This window comes from Enterobacter cloacae complex sp. S1, assembly GCF_014930525.1.
GTDB lineage: Bacteria > Pseudomonadota > Gammaproteobacteria > Enterobacterales > Enterobacteriaceae > Enterobacter > Enterobacter hormaechei_C.
The window spans coordinates 1-14550 of the sequence record NZ_JADBRE010000003.1 but is presented as its reverse complement, the minus strand read 5'-3'; the positions used below and the strand labels follow the sequence as shown (position 1 = coordinate 14550).

At 55.6% G+C, this 14550-nt stretch carries 18 protein-coding genes; 15 read left to right on the top strand and 3 right to left on the bottom strand.

The genetic code is table 11. The features are described 5' to 3' along the window. The first annotated feature begins 1 nt into the window (after position 1). Both IM290_RS01960 and mdcH read left to right on the top strand, forming a co-directional pair. Positions 2-619 carry a malonate decarboxylase holo-ACP synthase gene (locus tag IM290_RS01960; RefSeq protein ID WP_017693876.1) on the top strand — a complete coding sequence of 206 codons (618 nt, stop codon included), beginning with the start codon at positions 2-4 and terminating at the stop codon, positions 617-619. Beyond that, positions 619-1515 (top strand): malonate decarboxylase subunit epsilon, encoded by an 897-nt coding sequence (mdcH, locus tag IM290_RS01955; protein ID WP_193041609.1) that lies wholly within the window; start codon positions 619-621, stop codon positions 1513-1515. The genes IM290_RS01960 and mdcH overlap by 1 nt, the downstream gene beginning before the upstream one ends. Before the next feature lie 84 nt (positions 1516-1599). On the opposite strand, the gene IM290_RS01950 is transcribed toward mdcH, so the two are convergent. Both IM290_RS01950 and IM290_RS01945 read right to left on the bottom strand, forming a co-directional pair. Continuing rightward, a complete protein-coding gene (locus IM290_RS01950) occupies positions 1600-2532 on the bottom strand; it encodes a LysR substrate-binding domain-containing protein (RefSeq protein WP_017384171.1) in 933 nt (310 codons plus the stop codon). Between the two features lie 15 nt (positions 2533-2547). Continuing rightward, complete coding sequence (locus IM290_RS01945; protein WP_193041610.1) at positions 2548-4452, bottom strand: ABC transporter ATP-binding protein; 1905 nt, start codon at positions 4450-4452, stop codon at positions 2548-2550. 132 nt (positions 4453-4584) lie between these two features. Between IM290_RS01945 and kefG the strand changes: the two genes are divergently transcribed. From kefG to slyD, 4 genes are all read left to right on the top strand, one after another. Continuing rightward, the gene (kefG, locus tag IM290_RS01940) at positions 4585-5136 is read left to right on the top strand and encodes a glutathione-regulated potassium-efflux system ancillary protein KefG (RefSeq protein WP_193041611.1); all 552 of its coding nucleotides are present in this window, start codon (positions 4585-4587) and stop codon (positions 5134-5136) included. Then, positions 5136-6941 carry a glutathione-regulated potassium-efflux system protein KefB gene (kefB, locus tag IM290_RS01935; RefSeq protein WP_193041612.1) on the top strand — a complete coding sequence of 602 codons (1806 nt, stop codon included), beginning with the start codon at positions 5136-5138 and terminating at the stop codon, positions 6939-6941. Before kefG ends, kefB begins: the two co-directional genes overlap by 1 nt. A gap of 13 nt (positions 6942-6954) precedes the next feature. Beyond that, positions 6955-7155 carry a YheV family putative zinc ribbon protein gene (locus IM290_RS01930; protein WP_003861689.1) on the top strand — a complete coding sequence of 67 codons (201 nt, stop codon included), beginning with the start codon at positions 6955-6957 and terminating at the stop codon, positions 7153-7155. Positions 7156-7249: 94 nt separating this feature from the next. Next, a complete protein-coding gene (gene slyD / locus IM290_RS01925) occupies positions 7250-7840 on the top strand; it encodes a peptidylprolyl isomerase (RefSeq protein ID WP_003861691.1) in 591 nt (196 codons plus the stop codon). Positions 7841-7891: 51 nt separating this feature from the next. Here slyD and IM290_RS01920 read toward each other — a convergent pair whose 3' ends face one another. After that, positions 7892-8110: a protein SlyX gene (locus IM290_RS01920; protein ID WP_003861693.1), complete on the bottom strand. Its 219-nt coding sequence runs from the start codon at positions 8108-8110 to the stop codon at positions 7892-7894. Positions 8111-8348: 238 nt separating this feature from the next. Here IM290_RS01920 and fkpA point away from each other — a divergent pair, with 238 nt between their 5' ends. The 9 genes from fkpA to IM290_RS01875 all read left to right on the top strand — a co-directional run. Further along, entirely contained in the window at positions 8349-9167 is an 819-nt protein-coding gene (gene fkpA, locus IM290_RS01915; protein WP_003861695.1) for an FKBP-type peptidyl-prolyl cis-trans isomerase, read from the top strand. A gap of 167 nt (positions 9168-9334) precedes the next feature. Next, positions 9335-10057 (top strand): transcriptional regulator, encoded by a 723-nt coding sequence (locus IM290_RS01910; protein ID WP_003861697.1) that lies wholly within the window; start codon positions 9335-9337, stop codon positions 10055-10057. Further along, on the top strand, positions 10057-10443 hold the full coding sequence (tusD, locus tag IM290_RS01905) for a sulfurtransferase complex subunit TusD (RefSeq protein WP_015571410.1): 387 nt from the start codon (positions 10057-10059) through the stop codon (positions 10441-10443). Before IM290_RS01910 ends, tusD begins: the two co-directional genes overlap by 1 nt. After that, the gene (gene tusC / locus IM290_RS01900) at positions 10443-10802 is read left to right on the top strand and encodes a sulfurtransferase complex subunit TusC (RefSeq protein WP_003861700.1); all 360 of its coding nucleotides are present in this window, start codon (positions 10443-10445) and stop codon (positions 10800-10802) included. The genes tusD and tusC overlap by 1 nt, the downstream gene beginning before the upstream one ends. A 7-nt stretch (positions 10803-10809) precedes the next feature. Continuing rightward, positions 10810-11097 (top strand): sulfurtransferase complex subunit TusB, encoded by a 288-nt coding sequence (tusB, locus tag IM290_RS01895; protein WP_015571409.1) that lies wholly within the window; start codon positions 10810-10812, stop codon positions 11095-11097. A gap of 124 nt (positions 11098-11221) precedes the next feature. After that, positions 11222-11596 (top strand): 30S ribosomal protein S12, encoded by a 375-nt coding sequence (gene rpsL, locus IM290_RS01890; protein ID WP_000246815.1) that lies wholly within the window; start codon positions 11222-11224, stop codon positions 11594-11596. A 96-nt stretch (positions 11597-11692) separates the two neighbouring features. Further along, a complete protein-coding gene (gene rpsG / locus IM290_RS01885; protein WP_003861706.1) occupies positions 11693-12163 on the top strand; it encodes a 30S ribosomal protein S7 in 471 nt (156 codons plus the stop codon). A 96-nt stretch (positions 12164-12259) separates the two neighbouring features. Continuing rightward, a complete protein-coding gene (gene fusA / locus IM290_RS01880) occupies positions 12260-14374 on the top strand; it encodes an elongation factor G (RefSeq protein ID WP_006812195.1) in 2115 nt (704 codons plus the stop codon). 69 nt (positions 14375-14443) lie between these two features. Next, positions 14444-14550 (top strand): GTP-binding protein (locus IM290_RS01875; protein WP_001785379.1); only part of this gene is annotated, 107 nt, incomplete at its 3' end.

Below are 14550 nucleotides of genomic sequence, written 5' to 3'. Positions count from 1 at the left end.
CATGACCACAACATTACGCCCACACGACCTCATCTGGCTTACCGCGCGCGACGCCCTGGAAGGGATTACCGAATCCTGGGTGGACGCGGCCTGGCATGCCGGACTACCGGTAGTGGTGCGGCGTGATGTTGATAATGAAGGCCGTATTCCCGTTGGCGTGCGCGGATTGCGCCGCGACCAGCGGGCGGCCGGATGGGTGAAGCCTGAGAACGTGTTGCGCGTGGTGTCGCCCGAAGATTTGAGCGTTGCCGCCGACCTGCTGCGTTCGCCGTTTATCACTCAGCCGCCGGTTCAGGTGGCGCTTCAGCTTGCGCAGCAGTCGTGGCCGTGGACGTGGGGGATAACCGGCAGTACGGGTTACGCGCTGGCGACCGGCATTCCGGTGATCCACGCCGACAGCGATCTCGATCTGCTCATCCGCGCCCCGCGTGCCGTTTCCCCTGAGGCGTTTACTGGCTGGCAGGCTCAGCTCAGCCGTGCGTTGTGCCGGGCGGATACGCAGGTGGACACGCCCGAGGGCGGATTCGCGCTGGCGGAATGGTTACGCGACGGCAAAACGCTGCTAAAAACGCAATGTGGACCGCGCCTGGTGGCGGATCCATGGCACAGGGAGGAGTAATGAAAATACTGTTTACCTTTCCGGGGCAGGGCACACAGCATGAAGGTATGCTGCAAAACCTGCCGGGAACGGAGCTGGAGCAGGCCCGTGCTGTGCTGGGGGCGGAAGTCGATACCCTGGACAGCGAAGGCTCGTTAACCCACACCCGCGCGGTTCAGCTTTCACTGCTGATTGCCGGTGTGGCCTGGGCGCGCGAGCTGGAACGTCGCGGCGTGTCGCCGGATATCGTCAGCGGGCTGTCCATTGGCGCTTATCCTGCGGCGGTTATCGCCAGCGCGCTGGACTTTACGGACGCGCTGAAGCTGGTGGCGTTGCGCGGCGATCTGATGGAGCAGGCATACCCGCACGGCTACGGCCTGACGGCGATTATGGGGTTGACCCTGCCCCAGGTGGAAAACCTGCTTCAGGGGACAGGAACCTATATTGCTAACCTGAACGCCGAAACGCAGATCGTGATTGCCGGAGCCGATGACGGCATGGCGCAGGTGGCGGAGCGCGCGCTGGCAAAAGGCGCGAGCAAGGCTAAGCGGCTGGCGGTGAGCGTACCGTCGCACTGTGAACTGCTGGCGGAACCGGCGCAGAAGCTGGTGGCAGCATTTAATTCGGTCACGCTTTCACGTCCGCGCTGTGCGTACCTGAGCGGCAGTACCGGACGCGTGCTCTGGCAGCCGGAGAAAATTGCCGACGATCTGGCGATGAATATGGCGCGAACCGTGCGCTGGCAGGAGGCGGTGATTTCCGCTAACGAGCGCGAAGCGCGGCTGGCGATTGAGATGCCGCCAGGGGGCATCCTGACCTGTCTGACGCGGCAGGCGGCGTGGGAAGGCGAATCCATTTCGCTGGAGCGCAGCGGGGTGGACGTGGCGGTGCATCTGGCGGGTCGGCTTCAGCGGTGACTTTTTGCCCGGTGGCGGCTGCGCCTTACCGGGCCTACTCCCGGATTGTAGGCCCGGTAAGCGTAGCGCCACCGGGCAATAACATCAGGCACTATCCTGCAAACTTCTGGCATACATCCGCCCTTCCGCGGCCAATGCCCGCAGGCTCGGATCCTGCTCGCGGTTGCGGGCAAAGACGATCGCAATCAGCTGCTGCATCTGGTACGGCTGCGCCAGCTTCAGTAGCTGTACCGAATTTTCATACACTTTCTTCATCCTGCCCGGCATCAGCGTAAACCCGACCCCCGCCTGCACCAGACTCAGCATCGAGAAGATATCGTTCACGCGCGTCACAATCTCCGGCTCGAAACCGGCGATATGAAACGCTTCCTGAAACCCGGCGTAAGTGGCGAACCCTTCCGCGAGGGCGACAAACTTCTGATCTTTATAATCACGCAGATCGGCGGGGCCGCTGGTATTCAGCGTGGCAGAGGCCGGTGCGGCAAGGAAAATATCGTCATGGAACAGAGGAAGCACTTCGAGGCTGTTACGGTCGATATCGCTTTCGGAAATTGAGATTAAAATCGCATCCAGCGATCCCTCATCCAGCATATGGAGCAGGGTTTCGTTCGAGCCCATCGTCAGATCCATCTCCAGATCCGGACGGCGCAGCTTCATGCCCATTATCAGGCGCGGCACGGTTTCCAGCGTCAGCGAGTAGAGCGTGCCGACGCGCAACCGTCCCTGGCCGATACCGGCGATCTTGCGCGACTCTTCCAGCCCGCGCTCCATCACCTGCATCACCTCCTGACAATACTCCAGCAGCGTCCACGCGGAGGGGAGGGCAATCAGGTTACGCCCTTTGTGAGCAAAGAGCGGGCAGCGGACGTTCTCTTCGAGGGTATGCAGCGCGCGGTGCACGCTGACACCGCTCAGGCCGAGCGTTTCGGCGGTACGTGCGATATTGCCCTTCTCCATGAACGTCATGAAGATGCTGAGCTTACGGAATGTAATCTCGCTCGTGGTATCGAAGCCCATAACCCTCCCGGCGTGTTAGTCGGCTTGCAGCATCGCTTCCAGCTGTTCCTGCGCGTCCAGCCATGCCATTTCGCACTCTTCGAGGCTGGATTTGGCTTTCGCCTGAGTTTGCAGACAGTCCGTCAGCTCCGCTTTGCGGCTCTGATCGTACAGTTCGCTGTCGCCCAGCTTCTCTTCGACGGCAGCAAGCGTGGCGTTGAGCTTTTCCATCTCTTTTTCGAGACGGGCAATCTCTTTACGCAGCGGCTGCGTCTGGGTGCGCAGTTCCGCTTCACGGCGCTTCTGATCTTTACGCGCCTGGGCGCTGTTGGCGTTGTCTTTCGCTGACTCTTCCGGCTGGTTTTCCTGCTTCTGCACGTCCGTCAGCCACTGCTGATAATCTTCCAGATCGCCGTCGAACGGCTCCACTTTGCCGCCGTGCACCAGGTAGAGATCGTCGGTGGTGGAGCGGATCAGGTGGCGGTCGTGCGATACGACAACCAGCGCCCCTTCGAACTCGATCAGCGCTTCGGTCAGCGCCTGACGCATGTCGAGATCGAGGTGGTTGGTCGGTTCATCAAGCAGCAGCAGGTTTGGACGCTGCCAGACGATCAGCGCCAGCACCAGACGGGCCTTTTCGCCGCCGGAGAAGCGCTCGGTGTTTTCAGTCACCTTATCGCCCTGGAAGCCAAAGCCGCCGAGGTAGTCGCGCAGCTTTTGCTCCATCTCCTGAGGCGCCAGGCGCGCCAGGTGCTGGATCGGCGATTCATCCGCGCGTAAAAATTCCAGCTGATGCTGGGCGAAGTAGCCTAGCTTGATGCCCTTCGCCAGCCCGATTTCGCCGCTGACCGGGTTAAGCTCGCCCGCCAGCAGTTTGATCAGCGTGGATTTACCGGCACCGTTGCGCCCCAGCAGACCAATACGTGAACCCGGCACCAGGTTGAGCTTGATGGAATCGAGAATAATGCGCTCGGCATAGCCCGCGCTGACCTTCTCCATCTTCAGCAGCGGGTTAGGCAGGCTTTCAGGCTCGCGGAAGCTGAAGTGGAACGGGTTATCCACGTGCGCCGGGGCGATCATCTCCATGCGTTCCAGCATCTTGATGCGGCTCTGCGCCTGCTTGGCTTTTGACGCCTTGGCCTTGAAGCGATCCACAAAGCTTTGCAGGTGCGCCACGCGCTGCTGCTGGCTTTCATACATCGCCTGCTGCTGGGCAAGGCGCGTCGCGCGCTGGCGCTCGAAAGAGCTGTAGTTGCCGGTGTATTCGAACATGCTTTGCTGTTCGATATGAATGATTTTATCCACTACCGGATCGAGGAAGTCGCGGTCGTGAGAGATCAGAATCAGAGTGCCCTGATAGCTCTTGAGCCACTTCTCCAGCCAAATAACCGCATCAAGATCGAGGTGGTTGGTTGGTTCATCGAGCAGCAAAAGGTCGGAGCGGCAGATCAGCGCCTGGGCCAGGTTAAGGCGCATGCGCCAGCCGCCCGAGAAATCGCTCACCGGGCGTTCAAGCTGTTCGTTGCTGAAACCCAGACCGTGCAGCAGGCTGGAGGCGCGGGAGCGAATGGTCCAGGCATCGATGGCGTCCAGCTTGCCGTGGACGGTGGCGATGGCGTGGCCGTCGTTACGTTCGTTGGCGGCGTTGAGCTCCGCTTCGAGCTTGCGGTATTCACGATCGCCGTCGATAACATAGTCGAGCGCGGGTTCGCTCAGTGCGGGCGTCTCCTGGTTCACCCAGGCGAGCTGCCAGTTGCCCGGGAAGGTAAAGTTACCGCCATCCGCGCTTATCTCGTTTTTCAGCAGCGCCAGCAGGGTGGATTTACCGCAGCCGTTTTTGCCGACCAGCCCCACTTTCTGGCTCGGGTTGATGGTAGCAGTCGCGTTATCCAGCAGGACGCGCACGCCGCGACGAATTTGTAACGAGGAGAAAACAATCATAGAAGCGCCGTATGTTCCGACTATGTTAATTTGTCATTATGATAATGTAAGGTGTGGGCCATTTTCCCCACCGGGCCGCCATGGTAGCCCAAAACGACAACAATACACAAAAACAGAACCGGGAGGGGAGTGATGTCTCAGACAGCGAAAGTGCTGCTGCTGTATGCCCATCCGGAATCACAGGACTCGGTGGCGAACCGGGTGCTGCTTGAGCCGGCCACACAGCTCAGTAACGTAACGGTGCACGATCTCTACGCGCACTATCCTGATTTTTTTATCGATATTCCTTACGAGCAGGAACTGCTGCGTCAGCACGACGTGATTGTGTTCCAGCATCCGCTTTATACCTACAGCTGTCCGGCGCTGCTCAAAGAGTGGCTGGACCGCGTGCTGAGCCGGGGCTTCTCCAGCGGGGTGGGGGGCAACCAGCTGGCGGGAAAGTACTGGCGGAGTGTCATTACCACCGGTGAGCCGGAAAGCGCTTACCGTCACGACGGGCTGAACCGTTACCCCATGAGCGACATTCTGCGGCCGTTTGAGCTGACGGCGGCGATGTGCCGTATGCACTGGATGAGCCCGATTATTATCTACTGGGCACGGCGGCAGGATCCGAAAGCACTGGCGAGCCATGCCAGGGCCTATGGCGAATGGCTGGCGTCACCGATTCCGGCGGGAGGACGCTAATGGACGGTTCGAATTTACTCCTTGCCGGGGTGCTGTTTTTGTTTGCCGCCGTCGTCGCGGTCCCGCTTGCCGCGCGTCTCGGCATTGGCGCGGTGCTGGGCTATTTGCTGGCGGGGATCGCCATTGGCCCCTGGGGGCTTGGGTTTATCAGCGATGTGGATGAAATTCTCCACTTCTCCGAGCTGGGCGTGGTCTTCCTGATGTTTATCATCGGGCTGGAGCTGAACCCCGCCAAGCTGTGGCAACTGCGGCAATCTATTTTTGGCGTCGGGGCGGCGCAGGTGTTACTCAGCGCGGCCATTCTCGCGGGACTGCTGATGTTGACGCAGTTTTCCTGGCAGGCCGCGGTGATTGGCGGGATCGGTCTTGCGATGTCGTCGACGGCGATGGCGCTTCAGCTGATGCGCGACAAAGGGATGAACCGCAACGAGGCGGGGCAACTGGGTTTTTCGGTGCTGCTGTTCCAGGATTTAGCGGTGATCCCGGCGCTGGCGCTGGTGCCGCTGCTGGCGGGCTCCGGAGACGATCATTTCGACTGGATGAAGATCTCCATGAAGGTGCTGGCCTTCGCGGGGATGCTGATCGGCGGACGGTTTTTACTGCGTCCGGTGTTCCGGTTTATTGCCGCATCCGGCGTGCGCGAGGTATTCACCGCCGCAACGCTGCTGCTGGTGCTTGGCTCAGCGCTGTTTATGGATGCGCTGGGGCTGTCGATGGCGCTCGGGACGTTTATCGCCGGGGTGCTGCTTGCGGAAAGCGAGTACCGCCACGAGCTGGAGACCGCCATCGATCCGTTTAAGGGGCTGCTGTTAGGGCTGTTCTTTATCTCGGTGGGTATGGCGCTTAATCTTGGCGTGCTCTATACCCATCTGCTGTGGGTTATTGCGAGTGTCGCCGTGCTGGTGGCGATCAAAACGTTGGTGCTGTATGTCCTCGCGAGGATTTACGGGCTGCGCAGCTCGGAAAGAATGCAGTTTTCCAGCGTGTTAAGCCAGGGTGGAGAATTTGCGTTTGTGCTGTTTTCCACGGCGTCGTCTCAGAAGCTGTTCAAAGATGACCAGATGGCGCTGCTGCTGGTGACGGTTACGCTGTCGATGATGACCACCCCGCTGCTGATGAAGCTGGTGGACAAACTGCTGTCGCGCCGCCTGAATCCCGCAGACGATGAAGACGAAGCGCCGTGGGTGGAAGATGATAAACCGCAGGTGATCGTCGTGGGCTTTGGTCGCTTCGGACAGGTGATTGGTCGCCTGTTGATGGCGAATAAAATGCGCATCACGGTGCTGGAGCGCGATATCAGCGCCGTCAACCTGATGCGCAAATATGGTTATAAGGTGTACTACGGCGATGCGACGCAGCTTGAGCTGTTGCGCTCGGCGGGGGCAGAGGCTGCGGAGTCCATCGTCATCACCTGCAACGATCCGGAAGACACGATGAAGCTGGTGGAGCTGTGCCAGCAGCATTTCCCGCATCTGCATATTCTGGCGCGTGCGCGTGGACGTGTGGAGGCTCACGAACTTTTGCAGGCGGGTGTGAAACACTTCTCCCGCGAAACCTTCTCCAGCGCGCTGGAGCTGGGACGCAAGGCGCTGGTTTCGCTGGGTATGCATCCTCACCAGGCGCAACGCGCCCAGATGCATTTCCGCCGGCTGGATATGCGAATGCTGCGTGAACTGATGCCCGTGCACAGCGACACGGCGCAGATCTCCCGCGTGCGGGAAGCGCGTCGCGAACTGGAGGAGATCTTCCAGCGTGAGATGCAACAGGAACGACGCCAGCTCGACGGCTGGGATGAATTTGAATAAAGGGTAACGAAAGATGGCTGTACGTAAACGCTTTATCGCGGGCGCAAAATGCCCATCCTGCCAGGCGCAAGATACGCTGGCCATGTGGCGTGAAAATAATATCGATATCGTTGAATGTGTTAAGTGCGGTCACCAGATGCGTGAGGCCGACAAAGAAGCCCGCGATCACGTTCGCAAAGAAGAGCAAGTGATCGGCATTTTTCATCCAGACTAGCGATATGCTCTGAGTTTTTTTAAGCTTAAGGGTACACGGGTGCAGATTTCCGCTACAATCTGCGCCAGCAATTTTCCCACGCTCAGGAGATATCATGAAAGTAGCAAAAGACCTGGTGGTCAGCCTGGCCTATCAGGTACGTACAGAAGACGGTGTGTTGGTTGATGAGTCTCCGGTGAGTGCGCCGCTGGACTACCTGCATGGTCACGGTTCCCTGATTTCCGGCCTGGAAACGGCGCTGGAAGGCCATGAAGTTGGTGACAAATTCGACGTTGCTGTAGGCGCGAACGACGCTTACGGTCAGTATGACGACAACCTGGTTCAGCGCGTTCCTAAAGACGTATTCATGGGCGTCGACGAGTTGCAGGTTGGCATGCGCTTCCTGGCGGAAACTGACCAGGGTCCGGTTCCGGTTGAAATCACTGAAGTGGAAGACGACCACGTTGTGGTTGACGGCAACCACATGCTGGCGGGTCAGAACCTGAAGTTCAACGTAGAAGTTGTTGCGATCCGTGAAGCGACCGAAGAAGAGCTGGCTCATGGCCACGTTCACGGTGCGCACGGTCACGACCATGACCACGATCACGGCCACGACGGCTGCTGCGGTGGTCACGGCCACGACCATGGTCATGACCACGGCCACGGTAAAGGTGGTTGCGGTAACGGCGGCTGCGGTTGCCACTGATTCCGTACTCCGGAAAATAAAAAAGCGGGATAATCCCGCTTTTTTTACGCCTCAATAATGAGGTGGTGGTGTCTCTTCTGACTGAGAGGCAATGTTTGACGGCTGCGTGGCCTTCAGCTTTTCCGTCAGCAGGCGCATGTGATCGCGCAGTTTTGCCATTTCAAGCTCATGGGCCGTCACGGTCTGGTTCAGTTCTTCGATGGTGATGTCCTGAAAAGCCAGGCGGCTTTCCAGCTCAGCCAGTCTCGCTTCGATCGTTGTATCCTTCATCATTCACCTCGTTTATCTCTCATTCGCCATAATGGACCAGCGGCGGCGAAGTTTAGCTGACTTTTTCCTTAAGTACAGTATCCATCTCCCTGACAAGAAACTTATTTAAACAAAAATAGTCTGAAAAGAAGCGACATTCGGGGGAGTCTGTCTGTAGATTTCTTCCGCAACGTTTTATAGTACGTCACTCATTTACGTTTAACACTGGGGTGAGAGACCTCAGGTCCTGGAGATATGGATGAAATCACTGTTTAAAGTTACGCTGCTGGCGACCACTATGGCTGTAGCGCTCAATGCGCCGCTGTCTTTCGCTGCTGATACTGCTGCGAAGCCTGCTGCGACTACAGACAGCAAAGCGGCATTCAAAAATGACGACCAGAAATCCGCCTACGCACTTGGCGCGTCTCTGGGTCGTTACATGGAAAACTCTCTGAAAGAACAAGAGAAACTGGGCATCAAACTGGACAAAAACCAGCTGATCGCAGGGGTTCAGGATGCGTTCGCAGACAAGAGCAAACTGTCTGACCAGGAAATCGAGCAGACTCTGCAAGCGTTTGAAGCGCGCGTGAAAGGCGCCGCTCAGACCAAGATGGAAGCAGACGCTAAAGATAACGAAGCGAAAGGCAAAGCCTACCGCGACAAGTTCGCTAAAGAGAAAGGCGTTAAAACGTCTTCTACTGGCCTGATCTATAAAGTTGAGAAAGAAGGTACCGGCGACGCGCCTAAAGACAGCGACACCGTTGTGGTGAACTACAAAGGTACGCTGATCGACGGTAAAGAGTTCGATAACTCTTATACCCGCGGTGAGCCTCTCTCCTTCCGTCTGGATGGTGTGATCCCGGGCTGGACTGAAGGCCTGAAGAACATCAAGAAAGGCGGTAAAATCAAGCTGGTCATCCCACCGGATCTGGCTTACGGCAAAACCGGCGTTCCGGGTATCCCGGCTAACTCCACGCTGGTATTTGATGTAGAACTGCTGGACATCAAACCGGCGCCGAAAGCGGATGCGAAAACAGACGCACCGGCTGACGACAAAGCCGCAGCAGCTAAGAAGTAATCCTGAAAGAAACCGCCGCCTTTACAGGCGGCGGTTTTTTTATTGCGGGGCAGATATAATTAACACTGGAAAGCGTTATACACGCTGTATTAATTTAGTTGTCCGTGTAGATAATGAGCCTGCCCTGAAAACCTAACGACAGGCTCCTGAAAAGGAGTGTTTTTTTCATGTCCAGGTCGCTTTTAACCAACGAAACCAGTGAACTTGATTTGCTGGATCAACGTCCATTTGACCAGACCGACTTCGATATTCTGAAATCCTATGAAGCGGTAGTGGACGGGTTAGCGATGCTCATTGGTTCCCACTGCGAAATCGTATTGCATTCCCTGCAAGATCTTAAGTGTTCCGCTATCCGCATTGCGAATGGCGAGCACACTGGCCGTAAAATTGGCTCGCCAATCACCGACCTTGCATTGCGTATGTTGCATGACATGACCGGCGCGGACAGCAGCGTCTCAAAATGCTATTTCACCCGCGCCAAAAGTGGCGTGCTGATGAAATCAGAAACGATCGCGATTCGAAATCGCGAACACCGGGTAATCGGTTTGCTGTGCATCAACATGAACCTTGATGTGCCATTCTCGCAAATCATGAGCACCTTCATCCCGCCCGAAACGCCGGACGTGGGCTCATCGGTGAACTTTGCTTCTTCGGTTGAGGATCTCGTGACCCAGACGCTGGAGTTCACCATTGAAGAGGTGAATGCCGATCGCAACGTATCCAACAACGCCAAGAATCGTCAGATCGTCCTGAACCTCTATGAGAAAGGGATTTTTGATATCAAAGATGCCATCAACCAGGTGGCCGATCGCCTGAATATCTCCAAACACACGGTTTACCTCTATATTCGCCAGTTCAAAAGCGGCGACTTCCTGGGACAAGACAAGTAATGCGTTTTGCGTTAATGGTGACGGGCCCGGCGTACGGTACCCAGCAGGCCAGCAGCGCGCTACAGTTTGCCCATGCGCTGCTTGATGCCGGTCATGAACTGGCAAGCGTCTTCTTTTATCGCGAAGGCGTATATAACGCGAACCAGTTTACGTCTCCGGCGAGCGATGAGTTTGACCTTGTGCGCGCCTGGCAAAAATTAAACGAAACGCAGGGCGTCGACCTGCATATCTGCGTCGCGGCGGCACTGCGTCGCGGCGTGACGGATGTGACCGAAGCTGAACGCCTTGGTCTGGCGGGGGCTAACCTGCAACCGGGCTTTTCGCTCAGCGGACTGGGTGCCCTGGCACAGGCGGCGTTGACCTGCGACAGAGTGGTGCAATTTTGATGAAGCGCGTAGCGTTTGTTTTTACTTCTGCACCGCATGGCAGCGCTTCAGGCCGGGAAGGGCTGGATGCATTGCTCGCGACATCGGCTTTAACCGAAGATATCGGCGTCTTCTTTTTAGGCGATGGCGTATTCCAGCTTCTGGCAGGCCAACAACCGCAGGCCATTCTTGCGCGCGACTACATTGCGACCTTTAAAGTTCTGCCGCTCTATGACATTGAAACCTTCTATGTGTGCGCCGACTCGCTGGCCGCGCGTGGGTTAAACGAGAAAACACCGTTCGTGCTGGACGTGACGATCCTGACATCTGCTGCGCTGCGCGAACAACTCTCTCACTACGATACCGTTCTGACTTTCTGAGGCTGTCATGCTCCATACCCTGAGCCGTTCACCGTGGCAATGCGATATCGACACGTTACTGAGCATGCTGCGCGAAGGTGATGATCTGCTGCTGATTCAGGATGGCGTGCTTGCGGCGCTTGAAGGCAGCCGTTTTGTTGAAATCCTCGCGAATGCCCCCATAACAGTCTCTGCGCTGAAAGAGGATCTGGATGCGCGGGGTCTTTCTGGTCAAATTTCAGCCAAAATTGACGTGGTTGGCTATACTGATTTCGTCAATCTTACTGTGACGCACGCCAGTCAAATGAACTGGTGATTTGAGATCGCTGTATATTTCTTGACACCTTTTCGACGTAGCCCTAAAATTTCGCGTCCTCATATTGTATGAGGTCGTTTTATTACGTGTTTACGAAGCAAAAGCTAAAACCAGGAGCTATTTAATGGCAACAGTTAACCAGCTGGTACGCAAACCACGTGCACGCAAAGTTGCAAAAAGCAACGTGCCTGCGCTGGAAGCCTGCCCGCAGAAACGTGGCGTATGTACTCGTGTATATACCACCACTCCTAAAAAACCAAACTCCGCACTGCGTAAAGTATGCCGTGTGCGTTTGACTAACGGTTTCGAAGTGACTTCCTACATCGGTGGTGAAGGTCACAACCTTCAGGAGCACTCCGTGATCCTGATCCGTGGCGGTCGTGTTAAAGACCTTCCGGGTGTTCGTTACCACACCGTTCGTGGTGCGCTGGACTGCTCAGGTGTTAAAGACCGTAAGCAGGCTCGCTCCAAGTACGGCGTGAAGCGTCCTAAGGCTTAATGGTTCTCCGTTAAGTAAGGCCAAACTGATTTATCTTAATGTCAAACTAAACTCGTAGAGTTTTGGACAATCCTGAATTAACAACGGAGTAATCCCATGCCACGTCGTCGCGTCATTGGTCAGCGTAAAATTCTTCCAGATCCGAAATTCGGATCAGAACTGCTGGCAAAATTTGTAAATATCCTGATGGTAGATGGTAAAAAATCTACCGCAGAAGCAATCGTATACAGCGCGCTGGAGACCCTGGCTCAGCGTTCTGGTAAAAATGAACTGGAAGCCTTCGAAGTCGCTCTCGACAACGTGCGCCCGACTGTAGAAGTTAAGTCTCGCCGCGTTGGTGGTTCTACTTATCAGGTTCCAGTTGAAGTTCGTCCGGTTCGTCGTAATGCTCTGGCAATGCGTTGGATCGTTGAAGCTGCTCGTAAACGCGGTGATAAATCCATGGCTCTGCGTCTGGCGAACGAACTTTCTGATGCTGCGGAAAACAAAGGTACCGCAGTTAAGAAACGTGAAGACGTTCACCGTATGGCAGAAGCCAACAAGGCGTTCGCACACTACCGTTGGTAATCCCTTCGGAGTCGTAGTCACCAGGCGGGCGCTTCAGAGAAGCCGCCCGCTCTGGGTAACTTAACTGAACGCCTAAAGATATAAACGAGGAATCAAATGGCTCGTACAACACCCATCGCACGCTACCGTAACATCGGTATCAGTGCGCACATCGACGCCGGTAAAACCACTACTACCGAACGTATTCTGTTCTACACCGGTGTAAACCATAAAATCGGTGAAGTTCATGACGGCGCAGCCACCATGGACTGGATGGAACAGGAGCAGGAGCGTGGTATTACTATCACCTCCGCAGCGACTACTGCATTCTGGTCAGGTATGGCTAAGCAGTACGAACCGCATCGCGTAAACATCATCGACACCCCAGGGCACGTTGACTTCACCATCGAAGTAGAACGTTCCATGCGTGTTCTTGACGGCGCGGTAATGGTTTATTGCGCAGTTGGTGGTGTTCAGCCACAGTCTGAAACCGTATGGCGTCAGGCAAACAAATATAAAGTTCCACGCATCGCGTTCGTTAACAAAATGGACCGTATGGGTGCTAACTTCCTGAAAGTTGTTGGCCAGATCAAAACCCGTCTGGGCGCGAACCCTGTTCCGCTTCAGCTGGCAATTGGTGCTGAAGAAGGTTTCACCGGCGTTATCGACCTGGTGAAAATGAAAGCCATCAACTGGAACGAAGCAGATGCGGGCGTTACCTTCGAATACGAAGATATCCCGGCAGAGATGCAGGACCTGGCTGACGAATGGCACCAGAACCTGATCGAATCCGCAGCAGAAGCTTCTGAAGAGCTGATGGAGAAATACCTGGGTGGTGAAGAACTGTCTGAGCAAGAGATCAAATCTGCTCTGCGTCAGCGCGTTCTGAACAACGAAATCATCCTGGTAACCTGTGGTTCTGCGTTCAAGAACAAAGGTGTTCAGGCGATGCTGGATGCGGTAGTTGACTACCTGCCATCCCCGGTTGACGTTCCTGCGATCAACGGCATCCTGGACGACGGTAAAGATACTCCGGCTGAGCGTCACGCAAGTGATGACGAGCCGTTCTCTGCACTGGCGTTCAAAATTGCTACCGACCCATTCGTGGGTAACCTGACCTTCTTCCGCGTTTACTCTGGTGTGGTTAACTCCGGTGACACCATCCTGAACTCCGTGAAAGCGGCGCGTGAACGTTTTGGCCGTATCGTACAGATGCACGCTAACAAACGTGAAGAGATCAAAGAAGTTCGTGCGGGCGACATCGCTGCTGCTATCGGTCTGAAAGACGTGACCACTGGTGACACCCTGTGTGACCCGGATCACCCGATCATTCTGGAGCGTATGGAATTCCCTGAGCCGGTAATCTCCATCGCAGTTGAACCAAAAACCAAAGCTGACCAGGAAAAAATGGGTCTGGCTCTGGGCCGTCTGGCGAAAGAAGACCCATCATTCCGCGTATGGACTGATGAAGAATCTAACCAGACTATCATCGCTGGTATGGGTGAACTGCACCTGGACATCATCGTTGACCGTATGAAGCGTGAATTCAACGTTGAAGCGAACGTGGGTAAACCTCAGGTTGCTTACCGCGAAGCGATTCGCGCGAAAGTTACCGATGTTGAAGGTAAACACGCTAAGCAGTCTGGTGGTCGCGGTCAGTACGGTCACGTTGTGATCGACATGTACCCACTGGAGCCGGGCTCTAACCCTAAAGGTTACGAGTTCATCAACGACATCAAAGGTGGTGTAATTCCTGGCGAATACATCCCTGCCGTTGATAAAGGCATCCAGGAGCAGCTGAAAGCTGGTCCTCTGGCTGGTTACCCGGTTGTAGACATGGGTGTTCGTCTGCACTTCGGTTCTTACCACGACGTTGACTCCTCTGAACTGGCGTTTAAACTGGCTGCGTCTATTGCCTTTAAAGAAGGCTTTAAGAAAGCAAAACCAGTTCTGCTTGAGCCGATCATGAAGGTTGAAGTAGAAACTCCTGAAGAGAACACCGGTGACGTTATCGGTGACTTGAGCCGTCGTCGCGGTATGCTGCGTGGTCAGGAATCCGAAGTAACTGGCGTTAAGATCCACGCTGAAGTTCCGCTGTCTGAAATGTTCGGATATGCAACTCAGCTGCGTTCTCTGACCAAAGGTCGTGCATCATACACTATGGAATTCCTGAAGTATGATGATGCGCCGAACAACGTTGCTCAGGCCGTTATCGAAGCCCGTGGTAAGTAATCCACAGGATTAAAACCTAAGTCCCGTGCTCTCTCCGAAGGGGAGAGCACTATAGTAAGGAATATAGCCGTGTCTAAAGAAAAATTTGAACGTACAAAACCGCACGTCAACGTTGGTACTATCGGCCACGTTGACCATGGTAAAACTACCCTGACTGCTGCAATCACTACCGTACT